We start from the raw sequence: 15,051 nt of genomic DNA, 5'->3' as shown, positions 1-15,051 counted from the left end.
CGATGGCCGAGAGTGACCCGGACAAGCTGCCGCGCCCGCTGATCTCCCTGTACGAAACCATCGCCGGGGACGAGGATGCGCGCGTCTGCAAGGACATTCCGGAAAACGCCTGCAGCGCCCAGCCGACCAACTTTTTCGTCCACCTGGTCTCCAACACCCTGAGCAAGATCGGCGACGAGCTGGCCTCGGCCCGCCTGGTCCTCGCCTGGCTCTTGGGCGCCCTGGGGGCCCCGGCCGCCTTCGCCGGCTTCCTGGTCCCGATCCGCGAGTCCGGCTCGCTGCTGCCGCAGTTGTTCGTGGCCGCCGCCATCCGGCGGCGGGCCATCCGCAAGGGCTTCTGGATCCTCGGCAGCCTGCTCTCCGGGCTCGCGGTGGCCGGCATGGCCGTGGTCGCGCTGACCTTGGAGGGTGCAGCCGCCGGCTGGGCCATCCTCGGGCTACTGGTGGTCTTTGCGCTTTCGCGCGGGATCAACTCGGTCGCGGCCAAGGATGTGCTGGGCAAGACCATCGCCAAGCATCGCCGCGGCACGGTGATGGGCTACGCCGCGTCGCTGGCCGGGTTCTTCACCCTGGGGCTGGGCATCTACCTCACGCTCGCGAACCTGGAAGAGGCCGGCATTGGCGTGTTCGTGGCCCTGCTGGCCGCCTCGGCCGGGGCCTGGTGGATCGCCGCCGCGACCTTCACCCGGCTGCGCGAGGATCCGGGTGCCACCGAGGGTGGCGGCAACGCCGTCACCGAGGCCATCAAGTCGATGCGCCTGCTGTGGACCGACCGCGCCTTCGGTCACTTCGTCCTGACCCGCGCGCTGCTGATGAGCACGGCCCTGGCACTGCCCTTCTACGTCCTGCTCGCGGAGGACGCGACCGCCGGTGATCTGGGCACCCTGGGCCTGCTGATCCTCGCCAGCGGCCTGGCCTCGGCCGTCAGCGCCCCGGTCTGGGGCCGGCTGTCCGACCGCTCCGCCCGCTGGGTCCTGATCCTCTCGGGACTCCTCGCGGCTGGCCTCGGCATCGCGGTCGCCCTGAGCGTCTGGCTCGCGCCCGTCGGCACCGACCACGCGCTGGTTCCCGGCGGCTGGGTCTATGCGACCCTGTTCTTCCTGCTCGGGGTCAGCCATGCCGGCGTGCGTCTGGGCCGCAAGACGTACCTGGTCGACATGGCAACCCAGGAAACGCGCGCCGCGTTCACCGCCGTCAGCAACACCGTCATCGGCGGCCTGCTACTGATCGGCGGCCTGTTCGGCCTGCTGGCCCAGCTGGCCGGCACCGAAGTCGCCATCTTCGTGCTCGCGCTGATGAGCCTCGCCGGCGCCGTGAGCGCCTGGCTCATGGGCGAAGCCTGACGCCCGCCTCGTCCCCGCCGACTCCGCCGGCTGGCCACGGCTCGTCGTCGGTGTTTACATGCCTTCGCCCAGCCGCCTGCCTAGTTGTGGCTGGTCCGGGTTCGTCCTCCGGTGTTTACGGTGCCTTCGTCCGGCCGCCTGCCACGCGCTCTCTCGCGAGCGCACCGCGAGGTACTTCTTTGCTCGTGCAAAGAAGTACCCAAGAAACACGCCCGACTGCCGCGACCCCGGCCCGCTGCGCGGGCCGGGGTTTCCCTCGCTCCGAGGCTTTTCGCGGGCGGCGCTGAACTCGCTGCGCCTGCGGCTCCGCTCAGACATCCAGCGCCTTGAATCCCGCGAAAAGCCTCTCCACTCGGCGCGACGACAACGGGGAGGCAGGTCAAAACAACGGCTATCCCAGCGTTCTTGCCAGTGGATGATGGCTAGGTCTTCATACATCTTCGGCACGCGTGGCCTTTGGCCATGGCGTGCCGCGCCCGCGTGGCGGGCGCCGGGGGGTAGGGGCGTAGGATGTGATGAGCGCAGCGAATCGCATCAGGGTTTCGCACGGCGTGGGAGATGGTGCGTTTCGCTGGGCTCAACCGCACCCTACGAGATGCCGCCTGTTTTGACCTTCTCCTCCCGTATGGAGCCCCTCGCGGAGGGCGTGATGGGCCGGAAGAAGGCGCTGGATGTCTGAGCGAAGCCGTAGGCGTAGCGAGTTCAGCGCCGCCGGCCCAGCGCGTCCGGAGCGAGGTTCCCGGGCGAAATCCGGGTGCCCTTCTTTGGGTCCTTTCTTGGGCAAGCAAGAAAGGACCTCGCGGTGCGCTCGCGAGAGAGCGCGTGGCAGGCGGCGGACCGGAGCCACCGCAAACACCAGATGCCGAACCATGGTCTGCCACAACGCGGCAGGAGGCCCGACGAAGGCACCGTAAACACCGACGACGAACCAGGGCCAGCCTCTCCCGGAAGGCGGTAGAAAGAATGCGATTCCTGCTCCGGAATGGAGAGCCTGAAAGGGCTCACGGTGCGCGCTACGGCACGCCAAGGTGATAGTCTTGGCGCCCGCAACAACACTTGCTCGCGACCGGAATTCGAATGGCACTGCTCACCCTGCGCAACATCCACCTGGCCTACGGCATGGCCTCCCTGCTCGACGGCGTCAACATGAGCCTGGAGCCCGGCGAACGCGTCGCGATCGCCGGGCGCAACGGCGAGGGCAAGTCCACCCTGCTCAAGGTCATCACCGGCGAGGCCCAGGCCGATTCCGGCGAACTGACCCGCCAGGATGGCCTGACCACCGCCTACCTGACCCAGGAACTACCGCCCGGAATCGAAGGGACGGTCTTTGACGTGGTCGCCGAAGGCCTCGGCGAGGCCGGCCGGTTGCTGGAACGCTTCCACCACCTGAGCCAGGCCGCGGCATCGGGTGACATGGACGCCCTGGACAAGATGGGGCCGGTGCAATCGAAACTCGACGCCATCGACGGCTGGAGCCTGCAGAACCGGGTGGAGACCACGATTTCGCACCTGAGCCTGGATCCCGAGGCGCAGTTCGCCGCGCTGTCGGGCGGGCTGAAGCGACGGGTGTGGCTGGCGCGCGAGCTTGTGCAACGCCCGCAATTGCTGCTGCTCGACGAACCCACCAACCACCTGGACGTGGCCGCGATCCGCTGGCTGGAACAGTTCCTGATCGAAAGCGGACTGACCGTGGTATTCATCAGCCATGATCGCCAGTTCATGGAGAGCGTGGCCACGCGCATCCTCGAGCTGGACCGCGGGCATCTGTACGAGCACCCACCATCCATCGAGGCCTTCCGCGAGCGCCAGGCCGAAAGGTTGGAAACGGAGGCCACCCAGCGCGCGGAGTTCGACCGCAAGCTGGCCCAGGAGGAGGTCTGGGTGCGCCAGGGCATCAAGGCGCGACGCACCCGTAACGAAGGACGCGTGCGGGCACTCCAGGCATTGCGTCGCAAGCGTGCCGAACGTCGGGAACGCGGCGGCCAGGTGAAAATGAAGCTGAGTCCGGAGCAACGCTCCGGACGCCTGGTGATCGAGGCAGAACACGCCGATTTCGGCTACGACACCCCCATCGTGCGCGACGTGAACCTGCTGCTGCAGCGCGGGGATGCCCTGGGCATCGTCGGACCCAACGGGGCGGGCAAGACCACCCTGCTGCGCGGGCTCCTGGGCCAGATGGAGCCGCTCGCAGGCAGCGTCAAGCTGGGCACCCAGCTGGAGATCGCCTACTTCGACCAGGCCCGTGCCCGCCTGGACGAGGCGACCACGGTTCAGGATGCGGTCGGCGAGGGTCGCGACCGGGTCATGGTCAACGGCGAGAGCCGCCACATCCTGTCCTATCTGGAAGACTTCCTGTTCCCGCCCGCGCGTGCCCGCCAGCCGGTATCGGCGCTGTCGGGGGGCGAGCGCAACCGCCTGCTGCTGGCGAAGCTGTTCCTGCGCCCGGCGAACCTGCTGGTGCTCGACGAGCCGACCAACGACCTCGACGTGGAGACCCTGGAGCTGCTGGAGCAGCTGCTGATCGAGTACACCGGCACCGTTATCGTGGTCAGTCACGACCGCTCGTTCCTCGACAACGTCGCGACCTCCACCCTGGTCCTGCCGGGCGATGGCGCGGTCGAGGAGTTCGTCGGCGGCTGGTCCGACCTGCCCGAACGGGTCACCCGGCGCCTGCTGGAGGGCGAGTCCGGAGCGACCGCGAAGGCCGAGCCCGCGGCCAAACCCGCGGCGCCCGCACCCGAGCCGGCACCGGCGACCCCACGCAAACGGTCCTACAAGACCGCGCGCGAACTGGAGGCCCTGCCGGCACAGATCGAGGCCCTGGAACAGGAACAGCAAAGCCTGACCACGGCCATGACCGAGCCGGATGCCCTGCGCGACGGTGACCGCATGCGCGAACTGCAGACGCGGCTCGAAGCCGTCGAGTCAGAACTGGCCCTCTGCTACGAGCGCTGGGAACAGCTGGAATCCGACTAGGCCCCGGCACGTCTATCCTCCGGCGACTCCCTGAATAACCGGCTCAACTCTGAGCGCGGCCGGCCGTAACAGGGGTTGAATCACCACCTTTCGAGTCCGCGGTCGTAATGGCCGCGGCCGGTTCGTGAAGCGCCGGACACAAGGCGCCCAGAAGGAGTCATCGCATGCTGGACAAACTCTCCATTCGGGGGCTACTGATCGCCGGCTTTGGCCTGGTGGTTGCCATCCTGATCATCAACTCCCTGCTGGCCCTGCGCGCGATGAGTACGGGCAGCCAAGGGGTTGAGCAGCTCACCCAGGCCGACTACCCGGCGGTGGCCCGGGTCAACGACGTCGAGCAATTGCTGCAGGAGAGCGCGGCGTTTCTCGGGTTCTACCTGATGAGCGAGGAGCAGTCTCACCGCGACGCGTGGCAAAACGCGATGCGTGAACTCGATGGCGCAACCCGGGCCCTGAACGAGAACCCGGTGATCGCTGCCGACGAGGAACTGTCCGCCAGCGCAACCGAGGTCCGCCGCCTGGTCAACCAGTTCGCCAGCTTCGAGGACCGACTGATCGAGGTGGCCGAAAACCCCGCCGAAAACATGCCGGCGCTGGGCATCGCCAATGCCCGGGCCAACCCCGCCAGCCGCGAGATGACCCAGCAGACCAACATGATGATCAGCGCCGAGATGGGCCTCCCGCGCTTCCAGCGGTCCTGGGATCGTCTCGACACCCTGCATGACCTGCGTATGTCGGTGGTGCAGGTCACCTCGAACCTGCGCGGCTTTATCGCCTTCCGGGACGATGCATTCCGCGAGAATGTCCGACTGTTCTCGACCCGCACCAACGACATCACCGCACAACTGATGGACCAGTTCGACGATCTGGACTTCGAACAGCAGATCGCGCTGGAGGACTTCCAGGGGGCGCTGGACACCCAGAACACGGCGCTGGATGACCTGATCGAGATCCACGGCAGTGAACAGGCACTGCAAGACGCCTACCTGATCCGTACCGAGATCGGGCCCGTGCTGATCGAGGCGCGTGACCACCTCCAGGGACTCAGCGAGCGGATTACCAATCGCGCCGAGCGCAGCGCCGCCGCGCTGACCGCCGACATGCGCGCGACCCAGACCACCCAGGGCGTACTGGCCCTGATTGGCGTGATCCTGGGCTTGGCCGGCGCGGTGTTCATCATCCTGGTGGTCCGGCGCGCCCTGGCCCACTCGACCGCGGCACTCGAGGAGATCGCGGACGGCGACGGCGACCTGAGCCGCCGCCTGGACGAGAACGGCCTGATCGAAACCGCACAGCTGGGCCGGGCCTTCAACCGCTTCACCGACAAGATCGCCCAGGCCATCGGCAATGCCCGCGGCGGCACCGAGACGCTGAATCGCGCCACCGAGAACCTGAACCAGGAGGCCTACCAGGCCCGCGAGGCCGTCTCGCGCCAGCGCGACGAGACCGACCGCGTCGCCACCGCGATCAACGAACTGCAAAGCAGCGCCGAGGAGATCGCCCGCAACACCGATGCGACCTCCCAGGCGGGCCAGGAGGCCGGGAATGCAGTGAACAACGGCTCCGAGGTGATGAGCAAGAACATCGAGTCCATGGCCTCGCTGCTCGGGACGGTCGAACAGGCGGCCGACACCGTGGCCAAACTGGGCGAGGACTCGAAGCAGATCGGGACCATCCTCGAGGTGATCCGTGGCGTGGCCGAACAGACCAACCTGCTGGCCCTGAACGCGGCCATCGAGGCCGCCCGCGCCGGTGAACACGGCCGTGGCTTCGCGGTGGTGGCCGACGAGGTACGCAAGCTGGCGACCCGTACGCAGGAATCCACCGACGAGATCGAAACCATGATCGCGCGCCTGCAGTCCGCCACCACCAGCGCGGTGAAGGCCATGCAGCACGGCCAGGAAGAGGCCGAGGCCACCATGGAGCACACCTCCGAGGTGAACGGTGCCCTGCAACAGATCCGCCAGTCGGTGACCACGATCGTGGAGATGACCGAGCAGATCGCGGTCGCCTCGCGCGAACAGAGCACGGTAGTCGAGGACATCAACCGCAACATCGTGCAGATCTCCGACGAGGCGGATCAGTCGGCCAATACCGCCGACCGCGTCAGCGCCGCCTCCGACGAGCTCAAGCAGGTAGAGAAGGAGATCCAGCAGGCACTGGCCCAGTTCCGGCTCTGACCGGGCGGGTTACAGACTCCGGGCCTCCAGCCAGTTCCGGGCGGCGCGACGCAACCTTCGGGTGACGCCGCGCCGCCCGGAAACCTCCAGCTCGCGTGCCAGTCGGTCCCAGTCGATGGGCTGCGCCAGGCTCGCCTCGAGCAGCTGACCTTCCGGCTCGTCCGGCGGCGCCACCGCCAACTGCCGCAGCAACGCGGGAAGCGCCCACTCCAGGGGCCGCGCCCGCTGGGAAAAGGCTCGGACCTCCTTCAGATCCGCCACCGGGTCAACCAGCGACAAGCAACAATCGCCCTCCGCATCCTGATCCCCGAGGACTTCGCTCACCATGGCCGCGGTGGTGTCCGGCAGGAACCGTGGATGCCACACCGGCCAGTCGCGCCGAAAGGCCGCCAGTGCTTGTTGCAGCCGGGGCTGCAATCGGGGCGCGGTCGCACGCAGGACCACGCCGCTCACCTGGCCACTGGCCGCATCCGGCTGGATGCCGACTCGCACCAGGCCATAACCCGCGCGCTGCCAAAGGTGCAGCAACACAGGTTGCAGCCCGAAACTCGCGCCAATCAGCGCCACCCCCTTGGCACCAGCCCGGTCCTCGACCGCACGCAACAGACGCCCCCCCAGGCCCAGCCCCTGCCAGTGCGGATGCACCGCAATGCGCTGAATGCGCCACGCGCCCTCCCCCGCCAGGTCGAAGTCACCCCGGGCCGCAACGGTGCACGGCAGGAAATGCCCCTGCGGGCGCCGTTCGCCCGACCAAACCGCTTCGGCTAGCGCGCGCTCCAGTCCCCCCTCTTCCTGGATCAGAACCACCCCGAACAGGGCGCCATCCGCCGCCCCTTCCAGCAGCAGCAGGTGAACACCCGCATCATCCAGCCAGCGCGCCAGATCGGAGGGCCGTGTGCGGTAATGGGCGTCCGCCAGCAGGCCCATTACCGCCTCCAGGGTTTGCGGCGTGTCCGCGAGCGCCGCGCCCGTGCTCCAGCGCAGCCGCACGGCCTGGGAGACCGGGGGGCGACTCGCCGCCTCCAACAGGAACAGCCGATTCAGCCAGTCCTCGAGCGGATCGCCCGGAGCCCAGCGAACCGGTGTATCCAGGGTCTGTAGCCGTACGCGAAAGCCCGCCCCCTCCAGGGCCGGCAGCACACGCAGCCGAAAGCCCTGCCCGCTCCCCTCGAAGCCGCCGGTCGTGGTCGCCAGCACCAGGCGCCGTGCCAACCGGGCCAACTGAAGCAGGCGCTCGACCGGCATGCTCGCAGCCTCGTCGATGATCAAGGTATCCAGCGGTTCCGCCTGTTCCAGCAAAACGTCCGGGGCCCGGTAGTACCGTTCCGGCGCGGGTGTCCAATGTCGGGCGCGTGCCAGCAATGCGTCCACGGCCCGTGGTCCCGGCGCCGTCAGCGTGATCGTGGATTCGCCGCGCTGCAGTGCCGTGCCCAGGAACTCGCCCAGCAGGGTCGACTTGCCGCGGCCACGCGGGGCGGTCAACGCCACACATTCGCCCGGCGCGAGTCCCGCCAAATGCCCCAGCGCGACGGCCTGATCCGGCGTCCACGCAAACGGGCCCGCCGCCCTCGGCATGATTCCGGGCCGTCGATCCGCCGACGGTGGCTCCACCGTCCGCACCCACGGCTCGGCCAGCGCCGCCTGCCAGCGGCGGGCAAACGCCCCGTCTCCGCCGGTGCCGTCGAGGATGACCAGGGTGCCACCGCCGAGCAGCAGGCCTGCGACCGTGACCAGCGCGTCCACCGCGAGCGGTTGCCCGGCCTCGAATACCAGGGCCTGTACCTCGTGCCCCAGCCAATGCCCAGCCTGCGCCGGTGCCACATGTGGCACCCCGTCGGGCGGCGAGCGGCCCACCCACAGCACCGGCCCCTCCACCGCCGCAGCCCGCAGCCAGTTCGCAGCCACCTGACAGGCTGCGGCATCGGTGGTCAGGCGATAGAGCGTACGGGCCTGCATATCGGCGGCTCCTTCCGATCAAATGACACGTGAGACAAGCGGGTTTCCTGAGCTGAAAGCGGCGAGATGTCCAGACTGTCGAGCCAAAAATCCAGCCCTTTATCGGCTGATCAAGGTGAAGTGCGTCTCAAGTTTTCTTGCTCCCAGCCGTACAAGATTTCTACACAGGACTGGAACAAGCCTGTACAAAACCTGTACAGTGTTCACCCAGACAAGAGAAGGTTACTGCAGATGACCCCCATTGCGTTGCCGGAACGCCTGCGCATCGATACCGCAGCCGAATGCTGGCAGGAACTGCGCGCGGCACTGGATGCCGGCGAAGACCTGCAGCTGGACTCGGCGGCTGTGAATGATGTGGACGCCGCCGGCGTGCAGGTCCTGCTGATGGCCCGCCATTCGGCCGCCCGCAAGGCGCAAGGCTGTTCGCTCATCGGGACCAGCGCGGTTCTGGCCCAGGCCCTGCAGGCACTGGGCGCACCCGAAGACGGTTTTGCGTCGAGCGCCGCACAACACGACGACAAGGATTCAGGAGACATCAATGGCTAAGGTTCTGGTGGTGGACGATTCCGCCTCGATGCGCCAGATGGTCGCATTCACCCTCAAGCAGGCCGGGCACGAGGTCGTCGAGGGCCGCGACGGCAAGGATGGCCTGAGCAAGGCCCAGGGCGCCAAGGCGGATCTGGTGATCACGGACGTGAACATGCCCGCCATGGACGGCCTGCAGCTGACCCGCGAGCTGCGCAAGCTGGGCGACTACAAGTTCACCCCCATTCTGGTGCTCACCACCGAGGCCGGGCCGGAGAAGAAGCAGGAAGGCAAGGCGGCCGGCGCGACGGGCTGGCTGGTCAAGCCGTTTGACCCCGACCAGCTGATGAACACCGTGAACCGGGTGCTGCGCTAGTCATGTCGATCGACATGGCCCAGTTCATCGATGCCTTTCTCGAGGAGAGCTTCGAGGGGCTGGAGCGCATGGAGACCGAACTCCTCGCGCTGGACGACGGCGACCCGGAGACGCTGAACACGATCTTCCGCTGCGCCCACTCGATCAAGGGCGGAGCCGGGACCTTCGGGTTCGGCGCGATCTCCGGGTTCACCCATGGCGTGGAGACCCTGCTGGACCGCATGCGCAACGGCGAGCAGGAGGTGGCCCCGGAGACGGTGAACCTCCTCCTGCGCGCGGTGGACACTCTGCGCGCGCAATTGCACGCCGCCCGCGATGGCGGCGAGGCCGACCCCGCCGAGGTAGCCGAAGTGCGCGCCCTGATCGAGGCCCACCTGGGAGATGCCGTGCCCGCCAGCGAAGCCGGGAACCCGCCGGCAGCCGGTGGCGGCGATAGTACCGATGGCTCCAGCGGCGGGGATCACGGTGGCCCGCGCGGCTGGCGAATCCACTTCCGGCCCTACGCGGACCTGATGCGCACCGGCAACGACCCCCTGCGCATGTTCGAAGTGCTGGAGGAACTGGGCAGGCTGACCGTGCACTGCGACACCGACCGCCTGCCGGACAGCGTCGATGCCTTCGATCCGGAGGACTGCCACCTCGCCTGGACCCTGGAGCTGGAAGGCGATGCCACCCGCGACCAGATCCAGGAGGTCTTCGAATGGGTCGAGGACGAATGCGATCTGGAGATCGAGCCTCTCGAATCGGGCGGCGACTCGGGCGGCGACTCGGGCGGCGAACCGACCGCTGATGCGCCCGCACTAACCCCCGAGACGGCCGCACCATCCGACAGCCAGCCGGAGACACCGGCCGCACGCGGCGCCAGTGGCACACGCGGCTCGGAGTCCAGCTCCATGCGGGTGAACACCGGCAAGATCGACGCCCTGATCGACATGGTGGGCGAACTGGTCATCACCCAGTCAATGCTGACCGACATCAGCGAACAACTCGAGGAAGACCCTTCGCAGATGGAGGCGCAGATCGAGCGCCTGCGCACCGGACTGGGCGAACTGGAACGCAATACCCGCGAGCTGCAGGAAAGCGTGATGAGCATCCGCATGGTGCCGATCGCGCAGGTCTTCAACCGCTTTCCACGGCTGGTACACGACATCTCCGGGCAGCTGGGCAAGCAGATCGAGCTGACCCTGAAGGGCGAATACACCGAGGTCGACAAGACCGTCATGGAGCACCTGGGCGACCCGCTGGTGCACCTGGTGCGCAACGCGGTGGACCACGGCATTGAAATGCCCGAAGAACGCGCTGCGGCCGGCAAGCCGGAGACCGGCCAGGTCACCCTGGAGGCCTTCCACCGGGGTGGCAACGTGGTCATCGAGATCCGCGACGACGGCAAGGGCATGGACGCCGACCGCATCCTCGCCAAGGCCCGCGATGCCGGCCTCGTTGGACCCAACCAGCATCCGGACCGCCACGAGATCCTGCAGCTGATCTTCGAACCCGGCCTGTCCACGGCCGACCAGGTCAGCGACCTGTCGGGTCGCGGGGTCGGCATGGATGTGGTCAAGAAGAATATCCGCGGTCTCGGCGGCAACGTCGAGCTGGAGTCGGAACCCGGCAAGGGTTCGCGCCTGACCATCCGCCTGCCGCTGACACTGTCGATCATGGATGGCCAGTTGCTGAAGATCGGCGAGGAGACCTTCGTGATCCCGCTGATCGCGATCGTCGAGTCGCTCCAGACCCTGCCAGAGAGCGTGAAACAGGTCTTCGGCAAGCTGCCCCTGTACCGCCTCCGGGACGAATACATTCCGATCGTCGACCTCGCGGCCCTGTTCGGCCGTACCGAGCCCAGCCCACTGCCGGAACGCGCCCTGCTGGTGGTGGCCGAGGCCGACGACCAGCGCGTGGCGCTGCGGGTCGATGACCTGCTCGGTCAGCAACAGGTGGTCATCAAGACGCTGGAAACCAATTTCCGCAAGGTCCCCGGCACGGCCGGCGCGACCATCCTGGGGGACGGCCAGGTGGCCCTGATCCTGGATGTCGCCGGGATCGCGCGCATGGCCAGCGGGCGCGATACCCGCGCGGCCTGATCATCAAGGAGCCGAACGCAATGGCGAACGACGCAACCCAATCGATCCACGACCCGGCCACCGCCGGCGAGGACCAGTACCTCACCTTCATCCTCGCGGAGGAAGAATACGGCGTGGACATCCTGCGGGTGCAGGAGATCAAGGGCTGGGAACGCCCCACACCCCTGCCCAACACGCCGGACTACATCCGCGGCGTGATCAACGTGCGCGGCATGATTGTGCCGATCATCGACATGCGTCTGCGCTTCGGCATGGAGCCGCTGGAGTACGGCCCCACTACGGTGGTCATCATGCTGCGCGTGGTCGGCGAGGAACGCGAACGCGTAATGGGCGTGGTCGTGGATGCGGTCTCCGAGGTCTACAACATCGGCTCGGACAACCTGCAGCCGGCACCCGACTTCGGGACCCGCATCGGGGTCAACTTTGTACGCGGTCTGGCGACCGTCGAGGAACAGATGATCCTGGTGCTGGACATCGACACCCTTCTGGGTCCGGGCCTGATCGCCAGCGCCGATGCCATCGAAGCCGAGGCGACGGCGTAAGCCCGACCTCGCACACGGACCATGCGAACCATCGCGGTGATCAACCAGAAAGGCGGGGTCGGAAAGACAACGGTGACCCTGAACCTCTCCCATGCCCTGGCCCTGCAGGGCTACCGGGTGCTGGCGATCGACGCCGACCCGCAAGGCCACCTGAGCATGGCCTTCGGGCTGGAAGACCCCGCCGGCCTGGACCGCGTACTGCAGGACGGGGCCCGGTTGCAGGATGCCTTCAGCGAGGCCGGCAACGGACTGCAGATCGTCGCGGCCGGGGATCAGCTGCAGGAGGTCGAGAACCTGAATGAGGGCGGCGCCGAACGCGGCTGGCGCCTGAAGAAGGCCCTGGACGCACTGGAGCAGCCATTCGATTTCGTGCTGATCGACTGCCCGCCTTCGGCGGGCTTGCTGGGAATGAACGCGATCATCGCGGCCGACGAGATGCTGATCCCCGTGGCCGGTGACTTCCTGGCCCTGAACGGCCTGTCGCGGCTGATGCGCATCCTCCAGGGCGTCGAGGCGCGCCTGGGCTCGACCCGCAAGAAGTGGATCGTGCTGTCGCGCTTTGTCGAGCAACGCCGGCATGCCCGCGAGGTCCGCGAACGCATCCGCGAGCACTTCGCCGAGGCGCTGCTGCCGACCACCATCCGCGAGACGGTGGTGCTGGCCGAGAGCCCGAGCTTCGGGCAGACGATATTCGAGTACCAGCCGCGCCACCGCGCGGCCGGGGACTTTCAGCAACTGGCCGCCGACCTGGTCGCGGCCGGGGCACCAACAACCACCCGCCCGACGGCGGCACACGCCTGAGCCTCGAGCCAGGGAGAACGGGCCATGACGACACGCAAACGCAACAAGCTGGGCAACGACCCGCTGGGCTGGCTGGACGAATCCGGCGCGGCCGGCGAGGCGAGCGGCGACGAGCCCTCGACCGCGCCCCAGCCGACCGCTACGGCCACGCCCGAGCCCCTATCCGGCCCACAAACCGACACTTCCAAGAAAACGAACAAACCCGCGCGTCGCCGCACCCCGGCATCACGCCAGACGAACAAGCAAAGCGAGGACACCCCCATGGCCGCCAATCCGCAAACCGATGCCACCCAGGAAACCCCGGACGAAATGATGGACAGCCGCTTCATGAAGGCCGCCTGCGAAGGCTCGAAGATGGCGGTGATGATGTGCGACGCCGACATGAACATCATCTACGCCAACTCGTCCGTACTGTCCTTTCTGCGCGATCGGCGCGATGCCATCCGCCAGGCATTCCCGGACTTCGACCCGGACAATCTGATCGGCCAGTCCATTGACCAGTTTCACAAGGACCCGTCGCACCAACGTGCCATCCTGTCGAATCCGGCGATGCTGCCGTACACCGCAGAGATCGAGGTCGGCGGCATCGACTTCAAGCTGCAGGCCTCCGGCATCACCGACGACAACGGCCGCATCATCGGCAACATGGTCGAGTGGCAGGACATCACCGACATTAACGAGCTGGAACGCGAACGCGCCCGGCTGCGCTCGGCCTTCAAGGGCGCGACCCAGGCCCAGCTGCTGACCGATGAGCAGATGAAGGTCGCCTATGCCAACCCGGCTGCGATGGAGCTGCTGCGCGAGCACCGTACCCAGCTGCAGGAACTCGCGCGCGACTTCGACCCCTTGAAGCCGCAGGGCTGCGGGCTGGCCGAGTTCTATCAGGATGCCCCGCGGCCGCGCGGTGGTGATGCCGACAGACTTCCGGAAAAGTACTCCCTGAAGACCGGCGAACTGCAGATTGACCTGAACGCCACGGAGCTCAAGGACGAAGATGGCGAGTTCTCCGGCTACATGGTGGAGCTGTCCGATGTTACCGATCTGCGCATGGCGGAAAAGGACATCGACGAGCTGATCCGCGACGCCGCACGCGGCAAGCTGAACGAGCGCCTGAGCCCGGACGACTACGACGGCTTCGTGAAGAACATCGCCGAGGGCGTGAACGAGCTGCTGGATGCCGTGGTCCCGCCACTGCGTGAAGGTTCGCGCGTGATGCAGGCCATGGCCGAGGGCGATCTGACTGCGCGCCTGGAAGGCGACTTCAAGGGCGAATTCGCGGAGTTCCGTGACGCGATCCACGGCACGCTGGAGAACATCGATAACCTGGTCGGGCAGATCCTCGAGGGCGCCGGCAACGTGCGCTCGGCCTCGGCCGAGATCGCCCAGGGCAACACCGACCTGTCCCAGCGCACGGAAGAGCAGGCCTCCTCGTTGGAGGAAACGGCCTCTTCGATGGAGGAGATGACCTCCACGGTGAAATCCAACGCCGACAATGCCCGCCAGGCCAATCAGCTCGCCAGCGCCGCGCGTGACAAGGCGCAGGAAGGCGGCCAGGTCGTGGAGAAGACGGTCTCGGCTATGGGCGAGATCAACCAGTCGTCGAAGAAGATCGCCGACATCATCGGTGTGATCGACGAGATCGCATTCCAGACCAACCTGCTGGCGCTCAACGCGGCAGTGGAAGCCGCCCGCGCCGGCGAGCAGGGCCGCGGCTTCGCGGTGGTCGCCACCGAGGTGCGCAACCTCGCACAGCGCAGTGCCCAGGCCGCCAAGGAGATCAAGACCCTGATCAACGACTCGGTGGAGCGCATTGGCGAGGGCAGCAAGCTGGTCGACAACTCCGGCAAGGCGCTGGAGGAGATCGTCGACTCGGTGAAGAAGGTCTCCGACATCATTGCCGAGATCGCCGCCGCCAGCGAGGAGCAGTCCACCGGACTCGACGAGATCAACAAGGCCGTGACCCAGCTCGACGAGGTCACCCAGCAGAACGCCGCCCTGGTCGAAGAGGCCGCGGCCGCCAGCGAGTCACTGGACGACCAGTCACGCGAACTGCTGGACCTGATGAGCTTCTTCAAGGGCGAACAGTCCGCGGCCGCTGGCCGCTCGATGAAACAACCGAACGCCAAGCCGGCCCCGCAGCCCGCCTCCGGGAGCGCCGGCGGGCTGAAGCGCCCGGCCTCTGCCGGTGGCAACGCCGCCGCCAAGCGTCCGGCTGCAGCGCCCTCGCGCCAGGAAAGCTCGGAAGAATGGGAAGAGTTTTGAGTCCCG

The 15,051-nt window shown here is 67.3% G+C and carries 11 protein-coding genes; 10 read left to right on the top strand and 1 reads right to left on the bottom strand.

Annotated features, from left to right (window positions below; genetic code table 11):
- Positions 1–2 precede the first annotated feature (2 nt).
- From TVD_RS00680 to TVD_RS00665, 4 genes are all read left to right on the top strand, one after another.
- Positions 3–1,343 (top strand): MFS transporter, encoded by a 1,341-nt coding sequence (locus TVD_RS00680; protein WP_019568489.1) that lies wholly within the window; start codon positions 3–5, stop codon positions 1,341–1,343.
- 415 nt (positions 1,344–1,758) lie between these two features.
- Positions 1,759–2,022 (top strand): hypothetical protein, encoded by a 264-nt coding sequence (locus TVD_RS14855; protein WP_082119051.1) that lies wholly within the window; start codon positions 1,759–1,761, stop codon positions 2,020–2,022.
- 398 nt (positions 2,023–2,420) lie between these two features.
- Positions 2,421–4,319, top strand: a complete 1,899-nt coding sequence (locus TVD_RS00670; protein ID WP_018169249.1) for an ATP-binding cassette domain-containing protein — start codon at positions 2,421–2,423, stop codon at positions 4,317–4,319.
- A 164-nt stretch (positions 4,320–4,483) separates the two neighbouring features.
- Positions 4,484–6,499 (top strand): methyl-accepting chemotaxis protein, encoded by a 2,016-nt coding sequence (locus tag TVD_RS00665; RefSeq protein WP_047250537.1) that lies wholly within the window; start codon positions 4,484–4,486, stop codon positions 6,497–6,499.
- 9 nt (positions 6,500–6,508) lie between these two features.
- Here the strand turns inward: TVD_RS00665 and TVD_RS00660 are convergent, their stop codons facing one another.
- Positions 6,509–8,455, bottom strand: coding sequence for a GNAT family N-acetyltransferase (locus TVD_RS00660; RefSeq protein WP_047250536.1), 1,947 nt, complete (start codon positions 8,453–8,455; stop codon positions 6,509–6,511).
- 231 nt (positions 8,456–8,686) lie between these two features.
- On the opposite strand from TVD_RS00660, the gene TVD_RS00655 reads away from it, so the two are divergent.
- The 6 genes from TVD_RS00655 to TVD_RS00630 are packed head-to-tail and all read left to right on the top strand — an operon-like array spanning position 8,687 to position 15,045.
- Positions 8,687–9,001, top strand: a complete 315-nt coding sequence (locus TVD_RS00655) for an STAS domain-containing protein (RefSeq protein ID WP_019568585.1) — start codon at positions 8,687–8,689, stop codon at positions 8,999–9,001.
- On the top strand, positions 8,994–9,356 hold the full coding sequence (locus TVD_RS00650) for a response regulator (protein WP_018169253.1): 363 nt from the start codon (positions 8,994–8,996) through the stop codon (positions 9,354–9,356). The genes TVD_RS00655 and TVD_RS00650 overlap by 8 nt, the downstream gene beginning before the upstream one ends.
- Before the next feature lie 2 nt (positions 9,357–9,358).
- On the top strand, positions 9,359–11,440 hold the full coding sequence (locus tag TVD_RS00645) for a chemotaxis protein CheA (RefSeq protein ID WP_047250535.1): 2,082 nt from the start codon (positions 9,359–9,361) through the stop codon (positions 11,438–11,440).
- Between the two features lie 20 nt (positions 11,441–11,460).
- On the top strand, positions 11,461–11,982 hold the full coding sequence (locus tag TVD_RS00640) for a chemotaxis protein CheW (RefSeq protein WP_018938350.1): 522 nt from the start codon (positions 11,461–11,463) through the stop codon (positions 11,980–11,982).
- Between the two features lie 21 nt (positions 11,983–12,003).
- Positions 12,004–12,783, top strand: a complete 780-nt coding sequence (locus tag TVD_RS00635) for a ParA family protein (RefSeq protein ID WP_047250534.1) — start codon at positions 12,004–12,006, stop codon at positions 12,781–12,783.
- 24 nt (positions 12,784–12,807) lie between these two features.
- Positions 12,808–15,045, top strand: coding sequence for a methyl-accepting chemotaxis protein (locus tag TVD_RS00630; RefSeq protein ID WP_047250533.1), 2,238 nt, complete (start codon positions 12,808–12,810; stop codon positions 15,043–15,045).
- Positions 15,046–15,051 lie beyond the last annotated feature (6 nt).

It is taken from the genome of Thioalkalivibrio versutus, assembly GCF_001020955.1.
Classification (GTDB): domain Bacteria; phylum Pseudomonadota; class Gammaproteobacteria; order Ectothiorhodospirales; family Ectothiorhodospiraceae; genus Thioalkalivibrio; species Thioalkalivibrio versutus.
This window is presented reverse-complemented; position numbering and strand designations above follow the sequence as displayed.

What these genes read in the sequence shown, in the direction of transcription:
- TVD_RS00635 (WP_047250534.1), top strand. Translation starts at nt 12,004, where the DNA reads ATGCGAACCATCGCGGTGATCAACCAGAAAGGCGGGGTCGGAAAGACA.
- TVD_RS00630 (WP_047250533.1), top strand. Translation starts at nt 12,808, where the DNA reads ATGACGACACGCAAACGCAACAAGCTGGGCAACGACCCGCTGGGCTGG.
- TVD_RS00640 (WP_018938350.1), top strand. Translation starts at nt 11,461, where the DNA reads ATGGCGAACGACGCAACCCAATCGATCCACGACCCGGCCACCGCCGGC.
- TVD_RS14855 (WP_082119051.1), top strand. Translation starts at nt 1,759, where the DNA reads ATGATGGCTAGGTCTTCATACATCTTCGGCACGCGTGGCCTTTGGCCA.
- TVD_RS00665 (WP_047250537.1), top strand. Translation starts at nt 4,484, where the DNA reads ATGCTGGACAAACTCTCCATTCGGGGGCTACTGATCGCCGGCTTTGGC.
- TVD_RS00670 (WP_018169249.1), top strand. Translation starts at nt 2,421, where the DNA reads ATGGCACTGCTCACCCTGCGCAACATCCACCTGGCCTACGGCATGGCC.
- TVD_RS00680 (WP_019568489.1), top strand. Translation starts at nt 3, where the DNA reads ATGGCCGAGAGTGACCCGGACAAGCTGCCGCGCCCGCTGATCTCCCTG.
- TVD_RS00645 (WP_047250535.1), top strand. Translation starts at nt 9,359, where the DNA reads ATGTCGATCGACATGGCCCAGTTCATCGATGCCTTTCTCGAGGAGAGC.
- TVD_RS00650 (WP_018169253.1), top strand. Translation starts at nt 8,994, where the DNA reads ATGGCTAAGGTTCTGGTGGTGGACGATTCCGCCTCGATGCGCCAGATG.
- TVD_RS00655 (WP_019568585.1), top strand. Translation starts at nt 8,687, where the DNA reads ATGACCCCCATTGCGTTGCCGGAACGCCTGCGCATCGATACCGCAGCC.
- TVD_RS00660 (WP_047250536.1), bottom strand. Translation starts at nt 8,455, where the DNA reads ATGCAGGCCCGTACGCTCTATCGCCTGACCACCGATGCCGCAGCCTGT.